We start from the raw sequence: 19,996 nt of genomic DNA, 5'->3' as shown, positions 1-19,996 counted from the left end.
ACGGCGGCAGTAGCCGACCTACTCTTCGCACAGAGAGGGTACAATGCCGTTCGATGATCAAAGCACCTTGGCCTCGCCAACCGGCGCGGCACTCAACCTCTACGTCAGGCGAGCAGAGGGAAAGCTGCGCGCTGTCGTCCAGATCAATCACGGCCTTGCCGAGCATGCTGCCCGCTACGCCCGCTTTGCCGATTTCCTGAGCCGGCGGGGCTACCACGTCTATGCCCACGACCATCGCGGCCATGGCTTCACCCGCGCTCCCGACGCCCCGCAAGGGCGCTTCGGCGAACGCGACGGCGGCGCCAAAGTACTGGCCGACGTGGCGGTGGTTCACGAACTCATCGCCAAAAATCATGCCGGTGTCCCGGTCATTGTCTTCGGCCACTCGATGGGCGGCCTCATCGCCCTGAATTTCGTGCTGCGGCATTCTGGGCGCGTCCATGCCGCGGCCGTCTGGAATGCCAACTTCACTGCTGGCGTATCCGGCCGGCTCGCCTTGGCGATCCTGGCCTGGGAGCGGTTCCGGCTCGGCTCGGACGTGCCCTCACGCATCCTGCCGAAACTGACTTTCCAGGCCTGGAGCAAGGTAATGCCCGGTCACCGCACGCCTTTCGATTGGCTGTCGCGCGACCCCGTCGAAGTGGACAGATACGTCGCCGATCCGCTCTGCGGCTGGGACGCGTCGGTTTCGTTGTGGCGCGACCTGTTCGGGTTAATCTTCAACGGCGCGGACGACGCCAGTTTTTCTGAGGTACGCAAAGCCTTGCCTTTCCATCTTGTCGGCGGCGCGAAAGACCCGGCGACAAACGGCGGCAAGGCGGTCGAACACCTTGCAAGGCGCATGCGGCGGCTTGGCTTTTCGAATCTCGTTTCAACGGTTTATCCCGAAACCCGCCACGAAAGCTTGAACGAGGTGAACCGCGACACCGTCATGGCCGACTTCGCGATGTGGCTGGACAAAGTGCTGAATTAGCCGATGCAAATCCTGGCCCAGCGCAAGGTCCGTGACATAGAAGCGGCGGATTGCTAGAGCGACACCACCCAGTCCGGTTGATGGCGTAGGGATTGATGACCGAAGCTCCCCTGAAAGGCGTCCGCGTAGTCGAGCTCGCCCGTATTCTCGCCGGCCCGTGGGCCGGGCAGTTGCTTGCCGATCTCGGCGCCGACGTCATCAAGGTTGAAAGCCCTGACGGCGACGACACCCGCAACTGGGGACCGCCTTTCGTCACCGGCCATGACGGCGAAAACCTGTCCGCCGCTTATTACCATTCCTGCAATCGCGGCAAGCGCTCGATGGTGGTCGATTTCTCAACGCCTGAAGGTGCCGAGACGATCCGCAAGCTTGCAGCCGACGCCGATGTCCTCATCGAAAACTTCAAACTCGGCGGCTTGAAGAAATACGGGCTGGACTATGACAGCCTGAAGGCCGTCAATCCGCGCCTCATCTACTGTTCGATCACGGGCTTCGGCCAAAACGGTCCCTATGCGCCGCGCGCCGGCTACGACTTCATCGTGCAGGGCATGTCGGGCCTGATGTCGATCACCGGCGCCGCCGATGGCGAGCCGCAGAAAGTGGGCGTTGCCGTCACCGACATCTTCACCGGCCTGTACTCCGTCATCGCCATACAGGCTGCCTTGCGCCACGCCGAAAGTACCGGAGAAGGCCAGCATATCGACATGGCCTTGTTCGACGCTCAGGTCTCGGTGCTGGCCAACCAGAACCTGAACTACCTTGTCTCGGGCACGCCTCCGACACGCATGGGCAATGCCCATCCGAACATCGCGCCTTACGAAGTGCTTCCGGTCAAGGACGGGCATTTCATCCTGGCGACCGGCAACGACAACCAGTTCCGCAAATTCTGTACCGTCATCGGTCGCGAGGACATGGCCGACGACCCCGCTTTCGCCACCAATTCGGCGCGCGTCGCCAACCGCGTGGCGCTACGTGAGAATATGGTCGCAAGTCTCGCCTCCCTCGCCCGCGAGGACGTGCTTGCGGCGCTGGAGAAAGCGCATGTGCCGGCAAGCCCCATCAACGACATCGGCCAGACCTTCGCCGATCCACAGATCGTCGCGCGCGGCATGCGCCTCGACCTCGATGACGGCCACGGCAACACCTTGCCTTCCGTCCGCTCGCCCATCGTGTTGTCGCAAACCCCGCTTGCCTACGATCGTCCCTCGCCTCGGCTCGGCGAGCACACCGACGAAATCCTGGCCGAACTGGAGCAGAAAAAGTCATGAAAACCGGCGGACAATTGATTGTCGATGCGCTTGAAGCCAACGGCGTCGAGCGCGTTTTCTGTGTGCCCGGCGAATCCTATCTGGCCGTGCTGGACGCGCTTCACGATTCGAAGATCGAAACCGTGGTCTGCCGTCAGGAAGGTGGGGCTGCAATGATGGCCGATTGCCACGGCCGCCTCACCGGCCGGCCCGGCATCTGCTTTGTGACCCGTGGCCCCGGCGCAACCAACGCCTCGCCTGGCATCCATATCGCCAGGCAGGATTCTATTCCTATGATCCTGTTCATTGGCCAGATTGCCCAAAAGGCACGCGAACGCGAAGCGTTTCAAGAGATCGATTACCGCGCCTTCTACGGCCCGATTGCCAAATGGGCGACCGAGATCGACGATGCCGCCCGCATACCGGAAATTCTGACGCGCGCCTTTTCCGTCGCCACGTCAGGCCGCCCCGGTCCGGTGGTCATCGCCTTGCCCGAAGACATGCTGACCAGCCTTACCGATGCGCCTGAAGCTTTGCCGTACACGCCCGTCGAAACCCGGCCGGGCAACGCAGAGCTTGACAGGCTGGAGGCGCTGCTCGCCAAGGCAAAGCGCCCGATCGCCATTCTGGGCGGCACGCGCTGGGGCGAACAGGCAACAGCGCGCATGAAGACAATCGCGCATAGATGGTCGCTGCCGGTCGGCGTCGAGTTCCGCCGCCAGATGCTGTTCGACCACCTCGACCCGAACTATGCCGGCGATGTCGGCATCGGCATCAACCCCAAGCTTGCCGACTACATCAAGGGCTCCGACCTCGTCCTCCTCATCGGCGACCGCTTCGGCGAAATGCCGTCATCCGACTACACGCTGCTCAAGAGCCCCTATCCTGACCAGCAGCTTGTCCATGTCCATCCGGACGCCGGTGAACTCGGCCGCGTCTATCGGCCGACATTGGCCGTCAACGCCTCTCCGGCCGCCTTCATCGAAGCTTTCGCGGATCGCCAGCCGAAGGGCGCGCCGGCATGGGCCGAGGACACAAAGCAACTGCATGCCAGCTACCTGAAATGGTCGACGCCACCCGAGACCGGCCCAGGTCAGGTATGGATGGGACCGATCATCAATTACCTGAATAAGGTATTGCCTGACGACGCCATCCTGACAAACGGCGCCGGCAACTACGCCACGTGGGTCCACCGCTTCTACAAGTTCCGCCACTATGCAACGCAAGCTGCCCCGGCATCCGGTTCGATGGGCTACGGCACGCCGGCCGCCGTCGCGGCCAAGGCGCTCTATCCTGAGCGCACTGTGGTCGCTTTTGCCGGTGATGGCTGTTTCATGATGAACGGCCAGGAATTCGCGACTGCCGTTCAGTATAACCTTCCGATCATCGTCATTGTCGTCAACAACAGCATTTTCGGTACCATCCGCATGCACCAGGAACGCGAATATCCGGGCCGCGTTTCCGGCACCGGGCTCGTAAACCCCGATTTCGCCGCCCTTGCCCGCGCTTACGGCGGACACGGTGAAACGGTTGAGAAAACGGCGGACTTCGCGCCCGCGTTCGAACGCGCCCGCGCCAGCGGCAGACCGGCGCTGATCGAGATCAAGCTCGATCCCGAGGCGATCACGCCGTCGCGGACGCTATCGGACATCCGCGACAAGCGCTGAAACCTATGCTCAGGCGGCGGACAGCGCCTGTGCCAGGTCGGCGACAAGATCGTCCGGATGTTCGACGCCGATCGACAGGCGGATGGTGGTATCCAAAACGCCGATACGTTGGCGCACCTCGATCGGCACGCCCGAATGGGTCATCGCCGCCGGGTGGCTGGCGAGCGACTCCGTACCGCCAAGGCTCACCGCCAGCTTGAATACCTGAAGCGAATTGAGGAAGGCGAACGCCGCTTTCTCGCCGCCGCGTATATCGAACGAAAAGGTCGAGCCTGCACCACTGCACTGCGCCCCGAAAACCTTCCCCTCCGGCGAATTCTCGTCAAGGAATGGCAGATAATGGACCTTGGCGACCTTGGCATGGTCGCGCAGGAATTCAGCAGCGACACGTCCATTGGCATTGGCCTTTTCCATGCGGATCGAAAGTGTCTCCAGCGAGCGCCCCAGCATCCAGCAGGAATGAGGATCGAGTTGCGTACCTATTGCGCCGCGCAACGCCTTGATCGGCTTGGTCACGGCCTTCGAGCCCATGACCGCGCCGGCGATGAGATCGGAGTGGCCGCCGACATATTTGGTCAACGAATAGAGCGAGATGTCGGCCCCGAATTCGATCGGGCGCTGGAAGACAGGACCCAGCAGCGTGTTGTCGCACATCACCACGGGCCGATGCCCTTGCGTCTTGCCAAGTTCATCGGCGACGGCCTTCATCAAGGCGAGGTCAATGACACTGTTGATCGGATTGGACGGCGTTTCCACCAGTATGATCGAGACCTTGCCCTTGGCTGCAGCTTCCTTCGCCGCCTTGCGGACCGAATTGCCGTCGACACCATCCGAGAAGCCGACGGCGCCAATGCCGAAGCCGGCCAGCGTCCGAGACAACAAAGTCTCGGTGCCGCCATAAAGCGGCTGCGAGTGCAGCACGACATCCCCCGGTCGCGCATATGCCAATATCGCTGTCGCGATTGCCGACATGCCGGAAGAAAACAGAATACAGGCTTCCGTTTCCTCGTACACCGCCAGGCGATCTTCGACGATCTCGCTGTTTGGGTGGTTGAAGCGCGAATAGACAAGACCTGCCGCGGTGCCCTTCGGTGGCTCCTTACGGCCGGAAGTGTAGTCGAAGAAATCGCGTCCCTCCTCGGCAGACTTGAACACGAAGGTCGATGTCAAAAAGACAGGCGGCTTGACCGCGCCTTCCGAAAGCAGCGGATCGAAGCCATAGCCCAACATCAACGTCTCGGGATGGAGCTTGTGGTTGCCGATATGGGTCTTGGAGGGTTTTGGCGCGGTCATGATGTCCTCAATGTGGGATTACAGGCGCAATCTAGTCGATCACGACAGATCGGTCCTTGCTATTTTGCAGCCGCTGTGGCTGCGATCGCGCAATCCAGGTTCATGCGGTACCCTAAATGCAGCAGAAAATTGCGGACGAATTCGACCAGAAGATCCTCCGTGAATTGCAGGCGGACGCGCGCCTGCCCAACAATGAGCTTGCCGAGCGCATAGGCCTGTCTCCGTCGCCTTGCCTGCGGCGGGTGCGGCGGCTGGAAGATGCCGGCGTCATCCGTGGCTATACGGCGCTGGTTGACCCGGCGGCTTTCGGCTGGACCATGATCGCCATCGCCACCATCCGGCTCAGCCAACAGAACGAAGACGAGATCGTCATGTTCGAACAAGCCGTGCAAGGTTGGGACGAAGTGCTGGAATGCTACCTCGTCACCGGCTCACGCGACTACATGCTGAAGGTCGCAGCTTCCGACCTCGGAGACTATGAGCGGTTCATCAAGCAGAAAATCGCGCGCCTGAAATGTGTCGCCTCGCTCGAGACCAGTTTTGTCATGAGCACGATCAAGGAGCGGCGCGTCCAGGACAAGGTACTATAAAACGAAAAAGGGGCGGCTTCCCGCCCCTTCCTTGAATTGCACCAGCCAGAATTGACTACTGAAGCGCCTTGTCCGTGATCGCGGTCGTGTAAGCGCCCGCCGGCTCCTTGGTGACGATCTTCTGGTCGAGCAGCGCCTTGGCGGTGCGCTCATAGGTTGCCGGATCGAGCTTGCCCGAACCGATAAGCTTGGCCACTTCGCCCACCATACGCTTCTGGTGGTTCTCGTCCTGGCCGCCGGCCTCGATCACCATGCCTGCCGCCTCGTCGGGATTCTCGACGGCATATTTCCAACCCTTCATCGAGGCCCGTACAAAACGGACCATTTTGTCCTCGAAGGCCGGGTCCTTCAGTTTGTCTTCAAGCACATAAAGGCCGTCTTCCAGAAGGTCGTTGCCGAGGTCGGTGTAGTTGAAGACCACGAGATCCTCAGCCTTGAAGCCTGCGTCGATCGCCTGCCAGTACTCGTTGTAGGTCATGACGGAGATGCAGTCGGCCTGCTTCTGGATCAGCGGCTGCACGTCGAAGCTCTGCTTCAGAACGGTCACGCCGTCCGCGCCGCCCTCGGTCGGGATGCCCAGCTTGTTCATCCAGGCATAGAACGGATACTCGTTGCCGAAGAACCAGACGCCGAGTGTGTGGCCCTTGAAGTCGGCTTCGGTTTTGACCGGGCCGTCCTTCGGGCAGATCAGTTCGAGGCCGGACTTGGCGAAAGGCTGGGCGATGTTGACCAGGTTGACGCCCTTGTCACGAGCAGCCAGGGCGGCCGCCATCCAGGTGACGATGACATCGGCACCGCCACCGGCGATGACCTGCTCGGGGGCAATGTCAGGCCCGCCGTTCTTGATGTCGACGTCGAGCCCTTCCTCTTCGTAGAAGCCCTTGTCCTTGGCCACGAAATAGCCGGCGAACTGGCCCTGCGCCACCCATTTCAACTGCAGGGTCACCTGGTCGGCAGCCCAGCTTTGTACTGCAGCCAGCGACATTGCGCCGGCAAGCATGGAAACGATCAGTCTTTTCATTCTTTTCACCCTCTGAAGTGCCACCTATCCACCACGGATAGACGGATGCCAAAACGTGACGGCCCTCTCGATGAGAGCAACCGCACCATAGAAGACCGAACCAGCGACCGCTGCAACCGCGATCTCGGCCCACACCATGTCGATGTTCATGCGTCCGACCTCGGTCGAGATGCGGAAGCCCATGCCGACCACCGGCGTGCCGAAGAATTCCGCGACGATCGCGCCGATGAGGGCGAGCGTCGAGTTGATCTTCAGTGCGTTGAAAATAAACGGCATCGCGGCTGGCAGACGCAGCTTGAAAAGCGTCTGCCAGTAGCCGGACGCGTAGGTGCGCATCAGATCGCGCTCCATATGGCTGGATGCGGTCAGCCCGACGACGGTGTTCACCAGCATCGGAAAGAACGTCATGATGACGACGACTGCCGCCTTCGACTGCCAGTCGAACCCGAACCACATCACCATGATCGGCGCGACACCGATGATCGGCAGCGCCGCCGCCATATTCCCGATCGGCAGCAGGCCCCGCCGCAGGAAAACGAAGCGGTCCGCCGCGATCGCTGCCGCAAATCCGGTGCAGCAGCCAATGGCATAGCCGGCGACAACCGCCTTGAAGATGGTCTGGTTCACGTCGGCTGCGAGGATCGCGGCAGATGCAGAAATACGCACCGCAATTGCGCTTGGCGGCGGCAGCAGCAGGAACGGAATGCCCGCACCGCGTACGATTGCCTCCCAGATGATCAGTATCCAGGCGCCGAAAATCACCGGAATGACAAGCCCGAGAACGGCAGCCGCCTGTCGCGATGTTGGTTTGAATGCCGACAGCACCGTCACGCAGCGCCAGGCCAGCAGCCACGCGCCGGCCAGTGCCAGATAAAACGACGCGCCGGCCTGTCCTTCGTGACCAGTAATACCTGAAAGCAGCAGCCAGGCACCAAGATGCGCGCCTGCAAACAGCACAACCGCCTCGGTCAAAGGGCGGGTGGCAACTGCCGCGGCTAACAAGGCCGCAACAGCAACCACGCCAAGCGCCGGCCACACATCTGCCGTTCCTTGCGCAGCGCCCACTTCCAGCGCAGCTCCGACAAGAACCAGAACCAGGGTCAGCGCAATCTGCCAGACAAAGCCGCGCATCATGCCGGCCTCCCGCCCATGGCTCGATCGGTGATGCGGCCAGCAATACCGACCAGCGCGACCAGCACCACGGCAACCAGAGAGCCTGCAACAAGGGCCGCCCACATTTCGATGGTCTGGCTGTAGTAGGAACCCGAGAGAAGTTTTGCGCCGATACCGGCGACCGCCCCTGTCGGCAACTCGGCGACGATTGCACCCACAAGGCTTGCAGCGACGGCGACCTTCATGGAAGCGAAAAGGAACGGTATCGAGGCCGGCACCCTGAGCTTCCAGAATATTTGCGGGCGGGTGGAATTATAGGTGTGCATCAGGTCGAGATGCATCAGTTCAGGCGAGCGCAAACCTTTCACCATGCCGACCGCTACGGGAAAGAACGACAGGTATGTCGAAATCAGCGCCTTTGGAAACAAACCGGTGACGCCGATCGCGGCGAACACCACCACCACCATCGGCGCGATGGCGAGGATTGGAATGGTCTGCGAAGTGATGATCCATGGCATCAGGCTGCGGTCGAGCGAAGCGAAATGCACGATACCAACGGCAATCAGGATGCCGAGCGCCGCACCGAAGATAAAGCCGACGAAGGTCGAGGACAGCGTCACCCACGAATGGTAGACGAGGCTGCGATTGCTCCAAGGCTTCACCGTAAAAGTCGTCTTGAAGAAGTTCTGCGCCACTTGATGGGGTGCAGGCAGGGTCGGCTTCGGCTGCGACCATGTCTTCACCAGGAATTCCAGTGTGCCCGGCACCTCACCGGCGCGCCGATCTAGGTCGCGCTGGAATGGGCCGTTGAGCACAACCGCAAACGCGTACCAGCCAACCACAAGCAATGCCAGCAGTGTGGTGACCGGGATGATCTTGTCGCGAAGGCGATCCATCCCGCTCAATCCTCGTAGGAATGGCCGGCGCGCAAGCCGTCGCGCACGCGGGCGGCAATTGCGAGGAACTCCGGCGTCTCGCGGATATCGAGCGGCCGCTCCTTGGGCAGCGTCGATTCGATGATATCCGTCACCCGCCCGGGGCGCGGCGACATCACCACGATGCGCGTCGACAGATAAACGGCTTCGGGAATGGAGTGGGTCACGAAGCAGATCGTCTTTTCGGTGCGCCCCCACAATTCGAGCAGTTGCTCATTGAGGTGATCGCGCACGATCTCGTCGAGCGCCCCGAACGGCTCATCCATCAACAACAGGTCGGCGTCGAAGGCAAGCGCACGCGCGATCGAGGCACGCTGCTGCATGCCGCCGGAGAGCTGCCACGGATATTTCTTCTCAAATCCCGACAGGTTGACCAGATCGAGCGTGCGCTTGATACGAGCGGCCTGCTCGGCCCTGGACACGCCCATGATCTCCAACGGCAGGGCGACATTGCTGGCGATCGTGCGCCATGGAAGCAGTGCCGCCGCTTGAAAGACATAGCCGTAGGCTCTGCGCGCGCGGGCCTGCTCGGCGGACATGCCGTTGACCAGGATTTTCCCCGATGTCGGCTTTTCCAAATCCGCAATAACGCGCAGCAAGGTCGTCTTGCCACAACCGGAAGGACCGATGAAGGAGACGAACTCGCCCTTGCCAATGCTCAGGTTGACATTGGCCAGCGCCTGCACCGGGCCGTCATTGGTGTGGAAGGTCAGCCCTAGCTTCTCGGCCTCGATGACGGCATTCTTTATCTCAGCCATGCTGGCAGCCTGTTTTGGCTCTGGGATCATTATCGACACCTGACCGCTTCTCCCAGAAAATTGCCGCAGTCATTGCTTCTCACACGCTTTTTGCCGGTTGTCATGAATTGCGCAAGCGTCTGCGCGGGCGCGACAATGGCGACCGCCGCCAAAAGATACAATAGGTGCAAATCAAACCCCTGTCGCCGGAATGCCTGTCCGCTCGACCTTGCGCGGCGCGGAGATTTCCTTCCAGGTCGACAGCGCCCGATTGACCGCCATATACGGCTCGCGGGAAACAAATTCGCCATGTCCAGGTTTCGTCTTGACCTCGGCTTCCTGAATGGCCAGTTCGCCACGAGAAAAGACAAAGCGCGGCATGCCGGTCAATTCCATGCCCTCGAACACATTGTAGTCGATCACCGACTGCTGGCTGTTTGCCGAAATCGTCTTTTTGCGCCTGGGATCCCACACCACGATGTCGGCATCGGCACCGTCAACGATGGCGCCCTTCCTGGGATACATGTTGAGGATCTTGGCAATGTTGGTCGAAGTCACGGCCACGAACTCGTTCATCGTCAGCCGGCCGGTATTGACGCCCCTGGTCCAAAGCACCGGCATACGGTCCTCAAGGCCGCCGGTTCCGTTCGGAATCTTGGTGAAATCGCCGACGCCGAACCGCTTCTGCTTGGTGGTGAAGGCGCAGTGATCGGTCGCAACCACCTGCAGCGATCCCGCCTGAAGGCCGGCCCACAGCGAGTCCTGGTGCAGCTTGTTGCGGAATGGCGGGCTCATCACGCGGCGCGCAGCGTGGTCCCAGTCCTTGTCGAAATACTCGGATTCGTCCAGGGTGAGGTGCTGGATAAGCGGCTCGCCAAATACGCGCATGCCCTTCTGGCGTGCGCGGCGGATCGCTTCATGGCTCTGCTCGCACGACACATGGACCACGTAGAGCGGGACGCCGGCCATATCCGCGATCATGATGGCACGATTGGTCGCTTCACCCTCCACCTCGGGCGGGCGCGAATAGGCATGGCCCTCCGGACCATTGTTGCCCTCGGCAAGCAGTTTCTGTGAAAGCGCGGCCACCACATCGCCGTTCTCGGCATGAACGAGCGGCAACGCGCCAAGCCCTGCACAGCGCTGGAACGAGGCATACATCTCGTCATCGTCCACCATCAGTGCGCCCTTGTAGGCCATGAAATGCTTGAATGAGGTGATGCCTCGGTCGACTACCGTTGCCATCTCCTCGAACACTTGCTGGCTCCACCAAGTGATCGCCATGTGGAAAGAATAGTCGCAGGCCGCCCTGGAGGTCTTGTTGTCCCACATCTGCAACGCTTCCAGCAGCGATTGCTGCGGTGCGGGCAGGCAGAAATCAACCACCATGGTGGTTCCGCCGGCAAGCGCCGCTCGCGTGCCGCTCTCGAAATCGTCCGACGAATATGTGCCCATGAAGGGCATTTCCAGATGGGTATGCGGGTCGATGCCGCCCGGCATGACATAGCAGCCGGTGGCGTCGAACTCATGATCGCCATGCAGGTCCGGGCCGATACCGATGATCTTGCCGTGCTTGAACAGCACGTCCGCTTTATAGGTGCGATCAGCAGTGACGATAGTGCCGTTCTTGATGACTTTCGACATTGTTCTTGTTCCCCGTATTCCGTAGTGCTGTTTGTCGGTTTCGTACCGTACGAGTCTTTTGGCGCTGCTACTGCGCTGTCAGTTCAGTTCGCGATCCTCCGCTGTCGCCGACTGCGCCACTGCCGCATATCCTCGATCAGCACGTCGAGCGTGCCATAGACCGGAACGACCACGGCAAAGTGTGCCGAGCGCAAGCTGCGGGATGGCGTGCAGGCCTTGGCGATCTGCTGCTGATAGTCTTCCGTGAGCCAGATTCTCGCGAAGCCCAGAAACTGGACGATGATGTCCTCGCGCAGATTGCCGATGCGGAAATGATTGGCGCGGAAAATTGCGAACGTCGTGTAGAGCGCCGTCAACAATGAGAGACCGAGGATCAACAGAAGGAAATTGGTGTCGCCCGAATATCCGCCGGAAGCCATTGCATAGGCCCATGCCCCTGCCGAAAACAGGATGAACGTCTTCGATATGGCAAAGGCTGCGTTCACGCCTTCCAGTTCGGCCCGGTAGTCCTTCTCGATGCTTTCCTCGATATCCTTGAGCTTCTTCTTGAATTCGTAGAGGCGCTGATTTTCCTCTTCGGTATGTTCCGTGCCGCGGGCTTCTCGCAGGATATCGAACGCGCTCAGCGTCACGTCGTCGGTTGCTGTCCAGCCCGGCAGTGGCAGGATCGCTGGCGGCAGATACTCCCCGATGCGGCGGAACACGACGTAGATGATGTGGATCGTGGTCAGAAAAATGAACAGGATCAAAAGAAGCGCAAAATCCGACACCCCCAGCACGTCGAAGATGGTTTGGTAGTTCTGCACCACCTTGTTCACCAGTTCGACATCCGGCAGGAATCCCGCCGACGTGCTGCCTATCGGGGTGAACCCCGCCGCCACGTAGAACACCACGCCCGAGACGATCAGCCTCGACGTCATGAAGTTGGAGAACCGGATTACGCTTTGCAGTAGCGCATCGACATCCATACGGCGGTCTACTCACTCCATCTTGTCCGATACGATCTCGGCGGTTTCGAGGACGGCATGGAAGAGGACGTCGCAGCCTGCGGCGGCCCATTCCTTTGAAATGTCTTCGGCTTCGTTGTGCGACAGGCCGCCCACGCACGGACACATCACCATCGTCGCCGGTGCGACCTTGGCGGCCCAGCAGGCGTCGTGGCCGGCGCCCGAGATCAGGTTCATGTGCGAATAGCCGAGGTTCTCGGCCGCCTTGCGCACCCGCCCGACCAGCACCGGGTCGAAGGTGACGGGATCGAAATGGCCCACCGCCTCGACCGCGCACCCGACGCCGAGGTCGGCGCAGATTGCCGCCGCCTCCTTCTCGATGCGGGCCCGCATGCCGTCGAGCTTGGCCTGGTCCGGCGAGCGGATGTCGACGGTGAACACCGCCGTGCCCGGCAGCACGTTGCGCGAATTGGGCGAGAACTTGACCTGGCCGACGCCGCCGACCGCACCCGGCTGCGCATCCATCGCCACCTTCTGCACCATCTCGAAGATGCGCGCCATCGCCAGCCCGGCATTGACCCGCATCGCCATCGGCGTCGAGCCCGTATGGGCTTCCCTGCCGGTCAGCGTGAACTCCAGCCACCACAGGCCCTGGCAATGGGTGACGACGCCGATCTGCTTGTTCTCGACCTCGAGGATCGGCCCTTGCTCGATGTGGTATTCGAAATAGGCGTGCATCCGGCGCGCGCCCACTTCCTCCTCCCCCACCCAGCCGATGCGCTTCAACTCGTCGCCGAAGCTCTTGCCGTCCGGGTCCTTGCGGCCATAGGCGAAGTCGAGCGAATGCACGCCGGCAAACACGCCCGATGCCAGCATGGCCGGGGCAAAGCGCGCACCTTCCTCGTTGGTCCAGTTGGTGACGACGATCGGATGCCTGGTCTTGATGCCGAGGTCGTTGAGGCTGCGCACCACCTCCAGCCCGGCGAGCACGCCCAGCACCCCGTCATATTTGCCGCCGGTCGGCTGGGTGTCGAGATGCGAGCCGACATAGACAGGCAGCGCATCGGGATCGCTGCCTGCACGGGTCATGAACATGGTGCCCATCCTGTCGACGGCCATGGTCAGCCCGGCAGCGTCGCACCAGGACCTGAACAGGTCGCGGCCTGCCTTATCGGCATCGGTCAGCGTCTGGCGGTTGTTGCCGCCCGCAACGCCTGGCCCGATCTTCGCCATCTCAAGCAGCGTAGCCCACAGCCGCTCGGCATCAATACGCAGATTCTCGCCGGGTGCGGACATGCAGTTCCTCTCATTCAATTTCACAACAGGCGGCGGTTCCCGTCGCCGCCTGTTATAGGCCTTCGGTCAGTCGACCGCGCGCAGCACTTCGCGAACGTGATCAACCAATTCGTTGATCTGGCCCTTGGTGATGATGAGCGGCGGCGACAGCGCGATGATGTCGCCGGTCGTGCGTATCAACAGGCCGCGTTCGAACGCCTTGAGGAAGGCCGAGAAAGCCCGTTTTGTCGGCTCGCCGGCAATCGGCGCCAGTTCGATCGCGCCGACAAGACCGATATTACGGATGTCGATGACGTTCGGCTCGCCTTTCAGCGAATGCAGCGCATCTTCCCAGTAAGGCGCGAGTTCTTCACCGCGCGTCAAAAGCCCCTCTTCCTTGTAGGTGTCGAGCGTGGCGAGGGCTGCAGCACAGGCAATCGGGTTGCCCGAATAGGTGTAGCCGTGCATGAACTCGATCAGGTGTTCCGGCCCGGTCATGAAGGCATCATGGATTTCCCTCTTCACGAACACCGCGCCCATAGGAATAACGCCGTTGGAAACGCCCTTGGCGGTGGTCATGATATCGGGAATGACCCCGAAATAGTCGGCGGCGAACGGCGCACCAAGACGGCCGAAACCGGTGATGACTTCATCAAAGATCAGCAGGATGCCGTGCTTGGTGCAGATGTCGCGCAGCTTCTGCAGATAACCCTTCGGCGGCAGGATGACGCCGGTGGAACCCGCGACCGGCTCGACGATGACCGCCGCGATGGTCGAGGCGTCGTGCAGCGCAACGATGCGTTCCAACTCGCTGGCGACATCAGCGCCGTGTTCCGGAACGCCACGCGAAAATGCGTTCTTATCCGGGAAATGCGTATGCGGCATGTGGTCGACGCCGGTGAGCAGCGTGCCGAACATCTTGCGGTTGGAGACGATGCCGCCGACCGAGATGCCGCCGAAATTGACGCCGTGATAGCCGCGCTCGCGGCCGATCAGGCGGGTGCGCGAGCCTTCCCCCTTAACGCGGTGATAGGCGATCGCCATCTTGAGGGCGGTCTCGACCGATTCCGAACCGGAATTGGTGAAGAACACATGGTCCATGCCCTTCGGCGCGATGTCGACCAGCCGGTTCGCCAGTTCGAACACGATCGGATGGCCCATCTGGAAGGCCGGCGCGTAATCGAGCTCGGCCGCCTGTTGCTGGATCGCTTCCGTGATCTTGGGGCGGCAATGGCCGGCGTTCACACACCACAGGCCGGCTGTGCCGTCCATGATCTGGCGACCATCGCTCGCCGTGTAGTGCATATCCTTCGCCGCAACCAGCATTCGAGGCGTCTGCTTGAACTGCCGGTTGGCCGTAAACGGCATCCAGAATGCACTAAGATCGTTCGGCGTTACCTTGAGCCGGTTAGACATGACCAAGCTATCCCTTTGGTTTCTTGTTTCGTTGCGGCCAACGCTTGGTCCTTGCCATAAATTCGTGCTACGCAATTTTTGACCGATTGGACAAACGTTAGCACCGCCATGGTGGCGGTCAAGCTATTAGTAGCCGGGATGCGCCTTTGAAAGCGCGCTCCACAGGCCAGTAAAAACTGGTCCAGATCATTGGTCCAGATTTAAGCCAAAGCCTTGGCTTGGTTGAGGTGAGCATAGAAATGGAAGCGCCTGTTCCACGCCGCACTCGCATCCAGCAGGAAAAGCGCGAGCTTATTCTCGAAGCAGCGCTCGACGTGTTCGCGGCGAACGGTTTTCGCGGCTCCACCATAGACCAGATCGCCGAAGCGGCCGGAATGTCGAAGCCCAACCTGCTCTATTACTTCCGCCGCAAGGAAGACATCCACGAAACCCTGATGCAGCGATTGCTTGACACATGGCTGGCGCCGCTGCGCGAACTTGACGATGTCGGAGATCCGATCACCGAACTCAAGAGCTATGTTCGCCGCAAGCTTGAAATGGCGCGCGATTTTCCACGCCAGAGCCGGCTTTTCGCCAACGAAATATTGCAAGGTGCGCCACGCATCATGCCGATGCTGGAAGGCGAATTGAAAAGCCTCGTCGACGAAAAGGCGGCAATCATCACAGGCTGGATGCATGCAGGCAAGATCGCCGGGACGGACCCTTATCATCTCATCTTCGCGATCTGGGCGACAACCCAACACTACGCCGATTTCGACGTGCAGGTTCGGGCAGTGCTGGGTCCCGACCGAGGCGGCGACGGCCGCTTCGAAGACGCCGCCCGTTTTCTGGAGCAGTTGATCGTCAACGGCCTCACTCCGGCGCGCTGATCGAGCCCCTGCTTCGGTGTTAGTCAGGCAGCCTTGGCTTGCTGTACCGGATGCAGTGCGTGGAAGCTGACGCACAGCCGGTTCCAGACATTAATCATGCCGACGGCAACGGTGAGCCTGGTCAATTCTTCCTCGGAGAAATGCTTCAGCGCCTGCTCGTAAAGCGCATCGGACACGCCCCCTTCCGAAATTTTGGTGACGGCCTCGGTCCAGGCGAAAGCCGTGCGCTCGCGTTCGGAATAAAGCGGCGATTCCTTCCACGCGGCAACGAGGTAGAGCCGCTGCTCGGTCTCGCCATCCTCACGCGCCTCGCGGCTGTGCATGTCGACGCAAAACGAACATCCGTTGATCTGCGACGCCCTGAGCTTGATGAGATGCAGCAAGGAGCGTTCAAGACCTGAGTTTTCGACCGCCTGGTTGAGCGCCTGCACCTGCTTCATGAGGGCCGGGGCCTTGGCGAAGAATTGCAATCTCTGTTTCATCGTCTTTCCTTTCACTTGTATCTGGGAGAACTGGATTTCTGCAGCCGCTGATGTCGCGCGACAAACGCGCAACTGGCCGCCACCGCGCGCGGATCGGCATCGTTCTGGAAACCGGCAACGATGTCGGAAAGCTTCTCGACAGCCAAAGCGGCGCGGTAGGCTTTTTCTGCCTTGAGCATGGCAACATTGATGCCACATGGCTTCATATAGGCCGAAGCGGGCAGCTTGACTGGCCCGCGCTGACGGATCTCGCCGCACCTGAAGGCCGGCTGCGCGCCCTCCACCGCCAGGACGATATCGAGCAGAGAGATGCGCTCCGCCGGCCGCGCCAGGCGATAGCCGCCGGCAGGACCGGGCAACGATTCCAGCACGCCAGCACTGGTCAGGGTATTCAGGTGCTTGAGCAGGTAGCTCGGCGAGACGCCGAACGCTTCCGCCATAGCCGCGCCCGACAAGGTCGCGTCGCCTTCCACGCCGGCAAGCATGGCCGCGCAATGGATCGAAGCCTCGACGCCTTCGCCCAATTTCATGCCATCACCTTTCCAATCATAGATATTATTTATCATGGATATTTTATATCCGCAATAGAACGATGAAAAAGGCGGCGCAAAAGCGCCGCCTCGTGAGGGGTTCCTACTCAGCCGCGACCTTGGCCATCGGGTTGTTGGGATGCGTCGTCCAGTTGGCATAGACCGGCGACACCGGCTTGCCGGTGCGCTGGTCGAGCACGCCCGCTTCCAGCGGCACCATGGTGATGCACCCTTCGACCGGGCAGACATTGACGCACAGATTGCAGCCGACGCATTCGTCGTCCATCACCTCGAAGTGCCGCACGCCATCAACCATCGCGGTGATGGCCTGGTGCGAGGTGTCTTCGCAAGCGATGTGGCAGCGGCCGCATTTGATGCAGGCGTCCTGATCGATATGCGCCTTGGCGACATAGTTCAGGTTGAGGTATTGCCAGTCGGTGACATTGGGCGTGGCGCGGCCGATGATGTCGTCGAGGCAACGGTGGCCCTTTTCGTCCATCCAGTTTTCGAGGCCGGCGATCATCTCCTGCACGACCTTGAAGCCATAGGTCATCGCCGCCGTGCAGACCTGCACGTTGCCGGCGCCGAGCGCCATGAACTCGGCTGCGTCGCGCCAGGTGGTGACGCCGCCGATACCTGAAATCGGCAGGCCACGCGTTTCGGCATCGCGGGCGATATCGGCCACCATGTGCAGTGCCATCGGCTTGACCGCCGGGCCGCAATAGCCGCCATGCGACCCCTTGCCGTCGATCGAAGGCTCCGGCGAGAATGTGTCAAGATTGACCGAAGTGATCGAGTTGACGGTATTGATCAGCGACACCGCATCGGTTCCACCGGCCTTGGCTGCCCTTGCCGGCTTGCGGATGTCGGTGACGTTGGGCGTCAGCTTGGTGATGACGGGCATGCGCGAATATTGCTTGCACCAGCGCACCACCATTTCGATATATTCCGGCACTTGGCCGACGGCCGCACCCATGCCGCGTTCACTCATGCCATGCGGGCAGCCGAAATTGAGCTCGATGCCGTCCGCGCCGGTTTCCTCGACCAGTGGCAGGATCGCCTTCCACGCCTGTTCCTCGCAAGGCACCATGATCGAGGCGACCAGCGCCCGGTCCGGCCAGTTCATCTTGACCTGCTTCATCTCGCGCAGATTGGTCTGCAAATCGCGGTCGGTGATCAGCTCGATGTTGTTGAGGCCGAGCAGGCGTCGATCGGCGCCCCAGATCGCGCCGTAGCGCGGGCCGTTGACGTTGACGACCGGCGGACCTTCCTCGCCCAGCGTCTTCCACACCACGCCGCCCCAGCCGGCCTTGAATGCGCGCTCGACATTGTAGGCCTTGTCGGTCGGCGGCGCGGAGGCCAGCCAGAAAGGATTTGGCGACTTGATACCGACGAAATTGTTGCGGATGTCAGCCATGCTCATGCCCTCCCGTTTGCGGTGAGTGCTTTGTGAATGCTTTCGGCAGCGTCGCGGCCTTGAGCGACGGAGGTCACCGTCAGGTCCTCACCGCCACGGATGCAGTCGCCGCCAGCCCACACCTTGGGCATCGACGTGCGCCCTTCCGCATCGACCTTGATGCGCCCGCCTTCGAGTTCAACCGACGCGACGCTGCCGTTGAGCGCTGCCGGAACGAAGGTCTGGCCTATCGCCTTGAACACCTGGTCGGCCGGCAGCGTCAGGACTTCGCCGGTGCCGGTAAGCTTGTCGCCCTTCAGGGCAGTATATTCCAGTTCGATGGCGGTGACCTTGCCATTGTGCGAGATCACCCGCCTGGGCTGGAGCCAGTGGCGGATGGTGACGCCGTTGGCCGCCGCCAGATCCTGCTCGAAGCCGGAGGCATTCATGTCTTCCTTGCCGCGCCGGTAGCAAATGGTGACGTCTTCCGCCCCAAGCAGCTTGGACTGCAGGGCGGCGTCGATCGCCGTCATGCCGCCGCCGATGACGACGACACGCCGCCCGATCGGCAGCTTGGTCAAATCCTCGGCCTGCCGGAGCTCGGAAATGAATTCCACGGCGTTTTCGACGCCCTTTGCGTCTTCGCCTTCGGCTCGCAGCGCGTTGATGCCGCCAAGGCCCATGCCGAGGAACACGGCGTCGTGGGATTTGACCAGTTCCGCAAGTTGCACGTCGCGGCCGAGCGCCATGCCGTTGCGGATATCGATGCCGCCGATGGCGGTCACGTAATCGACCTCGGCCTGGGCGAAATCATCGGTGCTCTTATAGGCCGCGATGCCATATTCGTTGAGGCCGCCGGACTTCGGCTTGGCCTCGAAAACGGTGACGTCATGGCCATGGCGGGCAAGGCGGTGGGCAGCGGCAAGACCGGCTGGCCCGGCACCGACGACCGCGATTGTCTTGCCTGTCGAAGCCGCGCGCTGGTAAAACTGCTTTTCCTCGTCCATCGCCACGTCGGTGGCGTAGCGCTGCAAGCGGCCGATCTGCACCGGCTTGCCCTCGGCTATCTCGCGCACGCAGGCTTCCTCGCACAGCGTCTCGGTCGGACAGACTCGGGCACACATGCCGCCCAGAATGTTCTGGTCGAAAATGGTCTTGGCCGAGCCGAGCGGATTGCCGGTCGCGATCTGCCGGATGAACAGCGGAATGTCGATCGAGGTCGGACACGCCGTCATGCACGGCGCATCGTAGCAGAAATAACAGCGGTCGGATTCGACCAGCGCTTCGTGGTGATCGAGTGGCGGATGCAGATCCGAAAAATTGTCGGCATAGGCTTCAGCCGGCAGCCTACCATCGGTAATACCATCCTTGAAATGACCTGTCGCCATTCCACATTCCCCTTTGTTATCGTTGGAGAAAGGCTAGCACATCCTGATTTTTTATCAATTGGTCAATTTTCGATGCAAGTCATTGAAAAGTCATGGTAAAAACATGATGATTTTAATCATGTTTGAGATGAATAACCTTGATTAAGCCGTATCTGCCTGCCCCGATAGATCACGGCATAGATCCCGGAAAGCATCGCCGTCGCTTCGCTCGGCTCGCTTCCGGGATGACGCGGTGCTTTTCTGCTTCGTCATCCTCGGGCAAGCCTGAGCGGAGCGATAGGCACGACCCGAGGATCCATGCCGTGAGGATTGGGTATGCGGGGCGGATCAGAATGATGAGTCATCTTCCGAACCCTTTATGCGCTGCCGCTTGGTCACGGCATGGATCCCAGGGTCTGCGCGACGGCCTTCGGCCTGCTCCGCCCTAGGATGACGAAGGGAAGGCATACTTATTCATTGCCACGCTGCCTTTT

At 61.0% G+C, this 19,996-nt stretch carries 18 protein-coding genes; 5 read left to right on the top strand and 13 right to left on the bottom strand.

Annotated elements, in window-relative coordinates; all coding sequences use genetic code 11:
- Positions 1-43: 43 nt before the first annotated feature.
- The 3 genes from ASD64_RS17040 to ASD64_RS17030 all read left to right on the top strand — a co-directional run bounded on the left by ASD64_RS17040 (position 44) and on the right by ASD64_RS17030 (position 3,887).
- The gene (locus tag ASD64_RS17040) at positions 44-973 is read left to right on the top strand and encodes an alpha/beta fold hydrolase (protein WP_056107328.1); all 930 of its coding nucleotides are present in this window, start codon (positions 44-46) and stop codon (positions 971-973) included.
- A gap of 95 nt (positions 974-1,068) precedes the next feature.
- Entirely contained in the window at positions 1,069-2,241 is a 1,173-nt protein-coding gene (locus tag ASD64_RS17035; RefSeq protein WP_056107325.1) for a CaiB/BaiF CoA transferase family protein, read from the top strand.
- Positions 2,238-3,887, top strand: coding sequence for a thiamine pyrophosphate-binding protein (locus ASD64_RS17030; RefSeq protein ID WP_056107322.1), 1,650 nt, complete (start codon positions 2,238-2,240; stop codon positions 3,885-3,887). Before ASD64_RS17035 ends, ASD64_RS17030 begins: the two co-directional genes overlap by 4 nt.
- 9 nt (positions 3,888-3,896) lie before the next feature.
- On the opposite strand, the gene ASD64_RS17025 is transcribed toward ASD64_RS17030, so the two are convergent.
- Positions 3,897-5,180, bottom strand: coding sequence for a cystathionine gamma-synthase family protein (locus tag ASD64_RS17025; protein ID WP_056107319.1), 1,284 nt, complete (start codon positions 5,178-5,180; stop codon positions 3,897-3,899).
- A 116-nt stretch (positions 5,181-5,296) separates the two neighbouring features.
- Between ASD64_RS17025 and ASD64_RS17020 the strand changes: the two genes are divergently transcribed.
- The gene (locus tag ASD64_RS17020) at positions 5,297-5,770 is read left to right on the top strand and encodes an Lrp/AsnC family transcriptional regulator (protein WP_056107317.1); all 474 of its coding nucleotides are present in this window, start codon (positions 5,297-5,299) and stop codon (positions 5,768-5,770) included.
- A gap of 55 nt (positions 5,771-5,825) precedes the next feature.
- On the opposite strand, the gene ASD64_RS17015 is transcribed toward ASD64_RS17020, so the two are convergent.
- The 8 genes from ASD64_RS17015 to ASD64_RS16980 all read right to left on the bottom strand — a co-directional run bounded on the left by ASD64_RS17015 (position 5,826) and on the right by ASD64_RS16980 (position 14,858).
- Positions 5,826-6,791, bottom strand: a complete 966-nt coding sequence (locus ASD64_RS17015) for an ABC transporter substrate-binding protein (RefSeq protein ID WP_056107315.1) — start codon at positions 6,789-6,791, stop codon at positions 5,826-5,828.
- Positions 6,792-6,815: 24 nt separating this feature from the next.
- Positions 6,816-7,925, bottom strand: a complete 1,110-nt coding sequence (locus ASD64_RS17010; RefSeq protein ID WP_156460198.1) for an ABC transporter permease — start codon at positions 7,923-7,925, stop codon at positions 6,816-6,818.
- Entirely contained in the window at positions 7,922-8,800 is an 879-nt protein-coding gene (locus ASD64_RS17005; protein WP_056107311.1) for an ABC transporter permease, read from the bottom strand. Before ASD64_RS17005 ends, ASD64_RS17010 begins: the two co-directional genes overlap by 4 nt.
- A 5-nt stretch (positions 8,801-8,805) precedes the next feature.
- A complete protein-coding gene (locus ASD64_RS17000; protein WP_056107618.1) occupies positions 8,806-9,597 on the bottom strand; it encodes an ABC transporter ATP-binding protein in 792 nt (263 codons plus the stop codon).
- Between the two features lie 171 nt (positions 9,598-9,768).
- The gene (hydA, locus tag ASD64_RS16995; protein ID WP_056107308.1) at positions 9,769-11,220 is read right to left on the bottom strand and encodes a dihydropyrimidinase; all 1,452 of its coding nucleotides are present in this window, start codon (positions 11,218-11,220) and stop codon (positions 9,769-9,771) included.
- An 83-nt stretch (positions 11,221-11,303) separates the two neighbouring features.
- Positions 11,304-12,140, bottom strand: coding sequence for a hypothetical protein (locus ASD64_RS16990; RefSeq protein WP_200957845.1), 837 nt, complete (start codon positions 12,138-12,140; stop codon positions 11,304-11,306).
- Between the two features lie 60 nt (positions 12,141-12,200).
- A complete protein-coding gene (locus tag ASD64_RS16985; RefSeq protein ID WP_056107305.1) occupies positions 12,201-13,463 on the bottom strand; it encodes a Zn-dependent hydrolase in 1,263 nt (420 codons plus the stop codon).
- Between the two features lie 66 nt (positions 13,464-13,529).
- Complete coding sequence (locus tag ASD64_RS16980) at positions 13,530-14,858, bottom strand: aspartate aminotransferase family protein (protein WP_056107302.1); 1,329 nt, start codon at positions 14,856-14,858, stop codon at positions 13,530-13,532.
- Positions 14,859-15,097: 239 nt separating this feature from the next.
- Between ASD64_RS16980 and ASD64_RS16975 the strand changes: the two genes are divergently transcribed.
- On the top strand, positions 15,098-15,727 hold the full coding sequence (locus ASD64_RS16975) for a TetR family transcriptional regulator C-terminal domain-containing protein (RefSeq protein WP_056107299.1): 630 nt from the start codon (positions 15,098-15,100) through the stop codon (positions 15,725-15,727).
- A gap of 23 nt (positions 15,728-15,750) precedes the next feature.
- Here the strand turns inward: ASD64_RS16975 and ASD64_RS16970 are convergent, their stop codons facing one another.
- The 4 genes from ASD64_RS16970 to ASD64_RS16955 all read right to left on the bottom strand — a co-directional run bounded on the left by ASD64_RS16970 (position 15,751) and on the right by ASD64_RS16955 (position 19,523).
- Complete coding sequence (locus ASD64_RS16970; protein WP_056107297.1) at positions 15,751-16,209, bottom strand: carboxymuconolactone decarboxylase family protein; 459 nt, start codon at positions 16,207-16,209, stop codon at positions 15,751-15,753.
- A gap of 11 nt (positions 16,210-16,220) precedes the next feature.
- Positions 16,221-16,739 carry an RrF2 family transcriptional regulator gene (locus ASD64_RS16965; protein WP_056107615.1) on the bottom strand — a complete coding sequence of 173 codons (519 nt, stop codon included), beginning with the start codon at positions 16,737-16,739 and terminating at the stop codon, positions 16,221-16,223.
- Positions 16,740-16,842: 103 nt separating this feature from the next.
- Positions 16,843-18,156, bottom strand: a complete 1,314-nt coding sequence (gene preA / locus ASD64_RS16960; protein WP_056107293.1) for an NAD-dependent dihydropyrimidine dehydrogenase subunit PreA — start codon at positions 18,154-18,156, stop codon at positions 16,843-16,845.
- 2 nt (positions 18,157-18,158) lie between these two features.
- Complete coding sequence (locus ASD64_RS16955) at positions 18,159-19,523, bottom strand: NAD(P)-dependent oxidoreductase (protein ID WP_056107290.1); 1,365 nt, start codon at positions 19,521-19,523, stop codon at positions 18,159-18,161.
- Positions 19,524-19,996 lie beyond the last annotated feature (473 nt).

This window comes from Mesorhizobium sp. Root157 (genome assembly GCF_001427385.1).
GTDB lineage: Bacteria > Pseudomonadota > Alphaproteobacteria > Rhizobiales > Rhizobiaceae > Mesorhizobium.
This window is presented reverse-complemented; position numbering and strand designations above follow the sequence as displayed.

Bases quoted from the DNA above. Each gene is read 5' to 3' on its own strand.
- ASD64_RS17040 (WP_056107328.1), top strand. From the start codon at position 44: ATGCCGTTCGATGATCAAAGCACCTTGGCCTCGCCAACCGGCGCGGCA.
- ASD64_RS17035 (WP_056107325.1), top strand. From the start codon at position 1,069: ATGACCGAAGCTCCCCTGAAAGGCGTCCGCGTAGTCGAGCTCGCCCGT.
- ASD64_RS17030 (WP_056107322.1), top strand. From the start codon at position 2,238: ATGAAAACCGGCGGACAATTGATTGTCGATGCGCTTGAAGCCAACGGC.
- ASD64_RS17025 (WP_056107319.1), bottom strand. From the start codon at position 5,180: ATGACCGCGCCAAAACCCTCCAAGACCCATATCGGCAACCACAAGCTC.
- ASD64_RS17020 (WP_056107317.1), top strand. From the start codon at position 5,297: ATGCAGCAGAAAATTGCGGACGAATTCGACCAGAAGATCCTCCGTGAA.
- ASD64_RS17015 (WP_056107315.1), bottom strand. From the start codon at position 6,791: ATGAAAAGACTGATCGTTTCCATGCTTGCCGGCGCAATGTCGCTGGCT.
- ASD64_RS17010 (WP_156460198.1), bottom strand. From the start codon at position 7,925: ATGATGCGCGGCTTTGTCTGGCAGATTGCGCTGACCCTGGTTCTGGTT.
- ASD64_RS17005 (WP_056107311.1), bottom strand. From the start codon at position 8,800: ATGGATCGCCTTCGCGACAAGATCATCCCGGTCACCACACTGCTGGCA.
- ASD64_RS17000 (WP_056107618.1), bottom strand. From the start codon at position 9,597: ATGGCTGAGATAAAGAATGCCGTCATCGAGGCCGAGAAGCTAGGGCTG.
- hydA (WP_056107308.1), bottom strand. From the start codon at position 11,220: ATGTCGAAAGTCATCAAGAACGGCACTATCGTCACTGCTGATCGCACC.
- ASD64_RS16990 (WP_200957845.1), bottom strand. From the start codon at position 12,140: ATGACGTCGAGGCTGATCGTCTCGGGCGTGGTGTTCTACGTGGCGGCG.
- ASD64_RS16985 (WP_056107305.1), bottom strand. From the start codon at position 13,463: ATGTCCGCACCCGGCGAGAATCTGCGTATTGATGCCGAGCGGCTGTGG.
- ASD64_RS16980 (WP_056107302.1), bottom strand. From the start codon at position 14,858: ATGTCTAACCGGCTCAAGGTAACGCCGAACGATCTTAGTGCATTCTGG.
- ASD64_RS16975 (WP_056107299.1), top strand. From the start codon at position 15,098: ATGGAAGCGCCTGTTCCACGCCGCACTCGCATCCAGCAGGAAAAGCGC.
- ASD64_RS16970 (WP_056107297.1), bottom strand. From the start codon at position 16,209: ATGAAACAGAGATTGCAATTCTTCGCCAAGGCCCCGGCCCTCATGAAG.
- ASD64_RS16965 (WP_056107615.1), bottom strand. From the start codon at position 16,739: ATGAAATTGGGCGAAGGCGTCGAGGCTTCGATCCATTGCGCGGCCATG.
- preA (WP_056107293.1), bottom strand. From the start codon at position 18,156: ATGGCTGACATCCGCAACAATTTCGTCGGTATCAAGTCGCCAAATCCT.
- ASD64_RS16955 (WP_056107290.1), bottom strand. From the start codon at position 19,523: ATGGCGACAGGTCATTTCAAGGATGGTATTACCGATGGTAGGCTGCCG.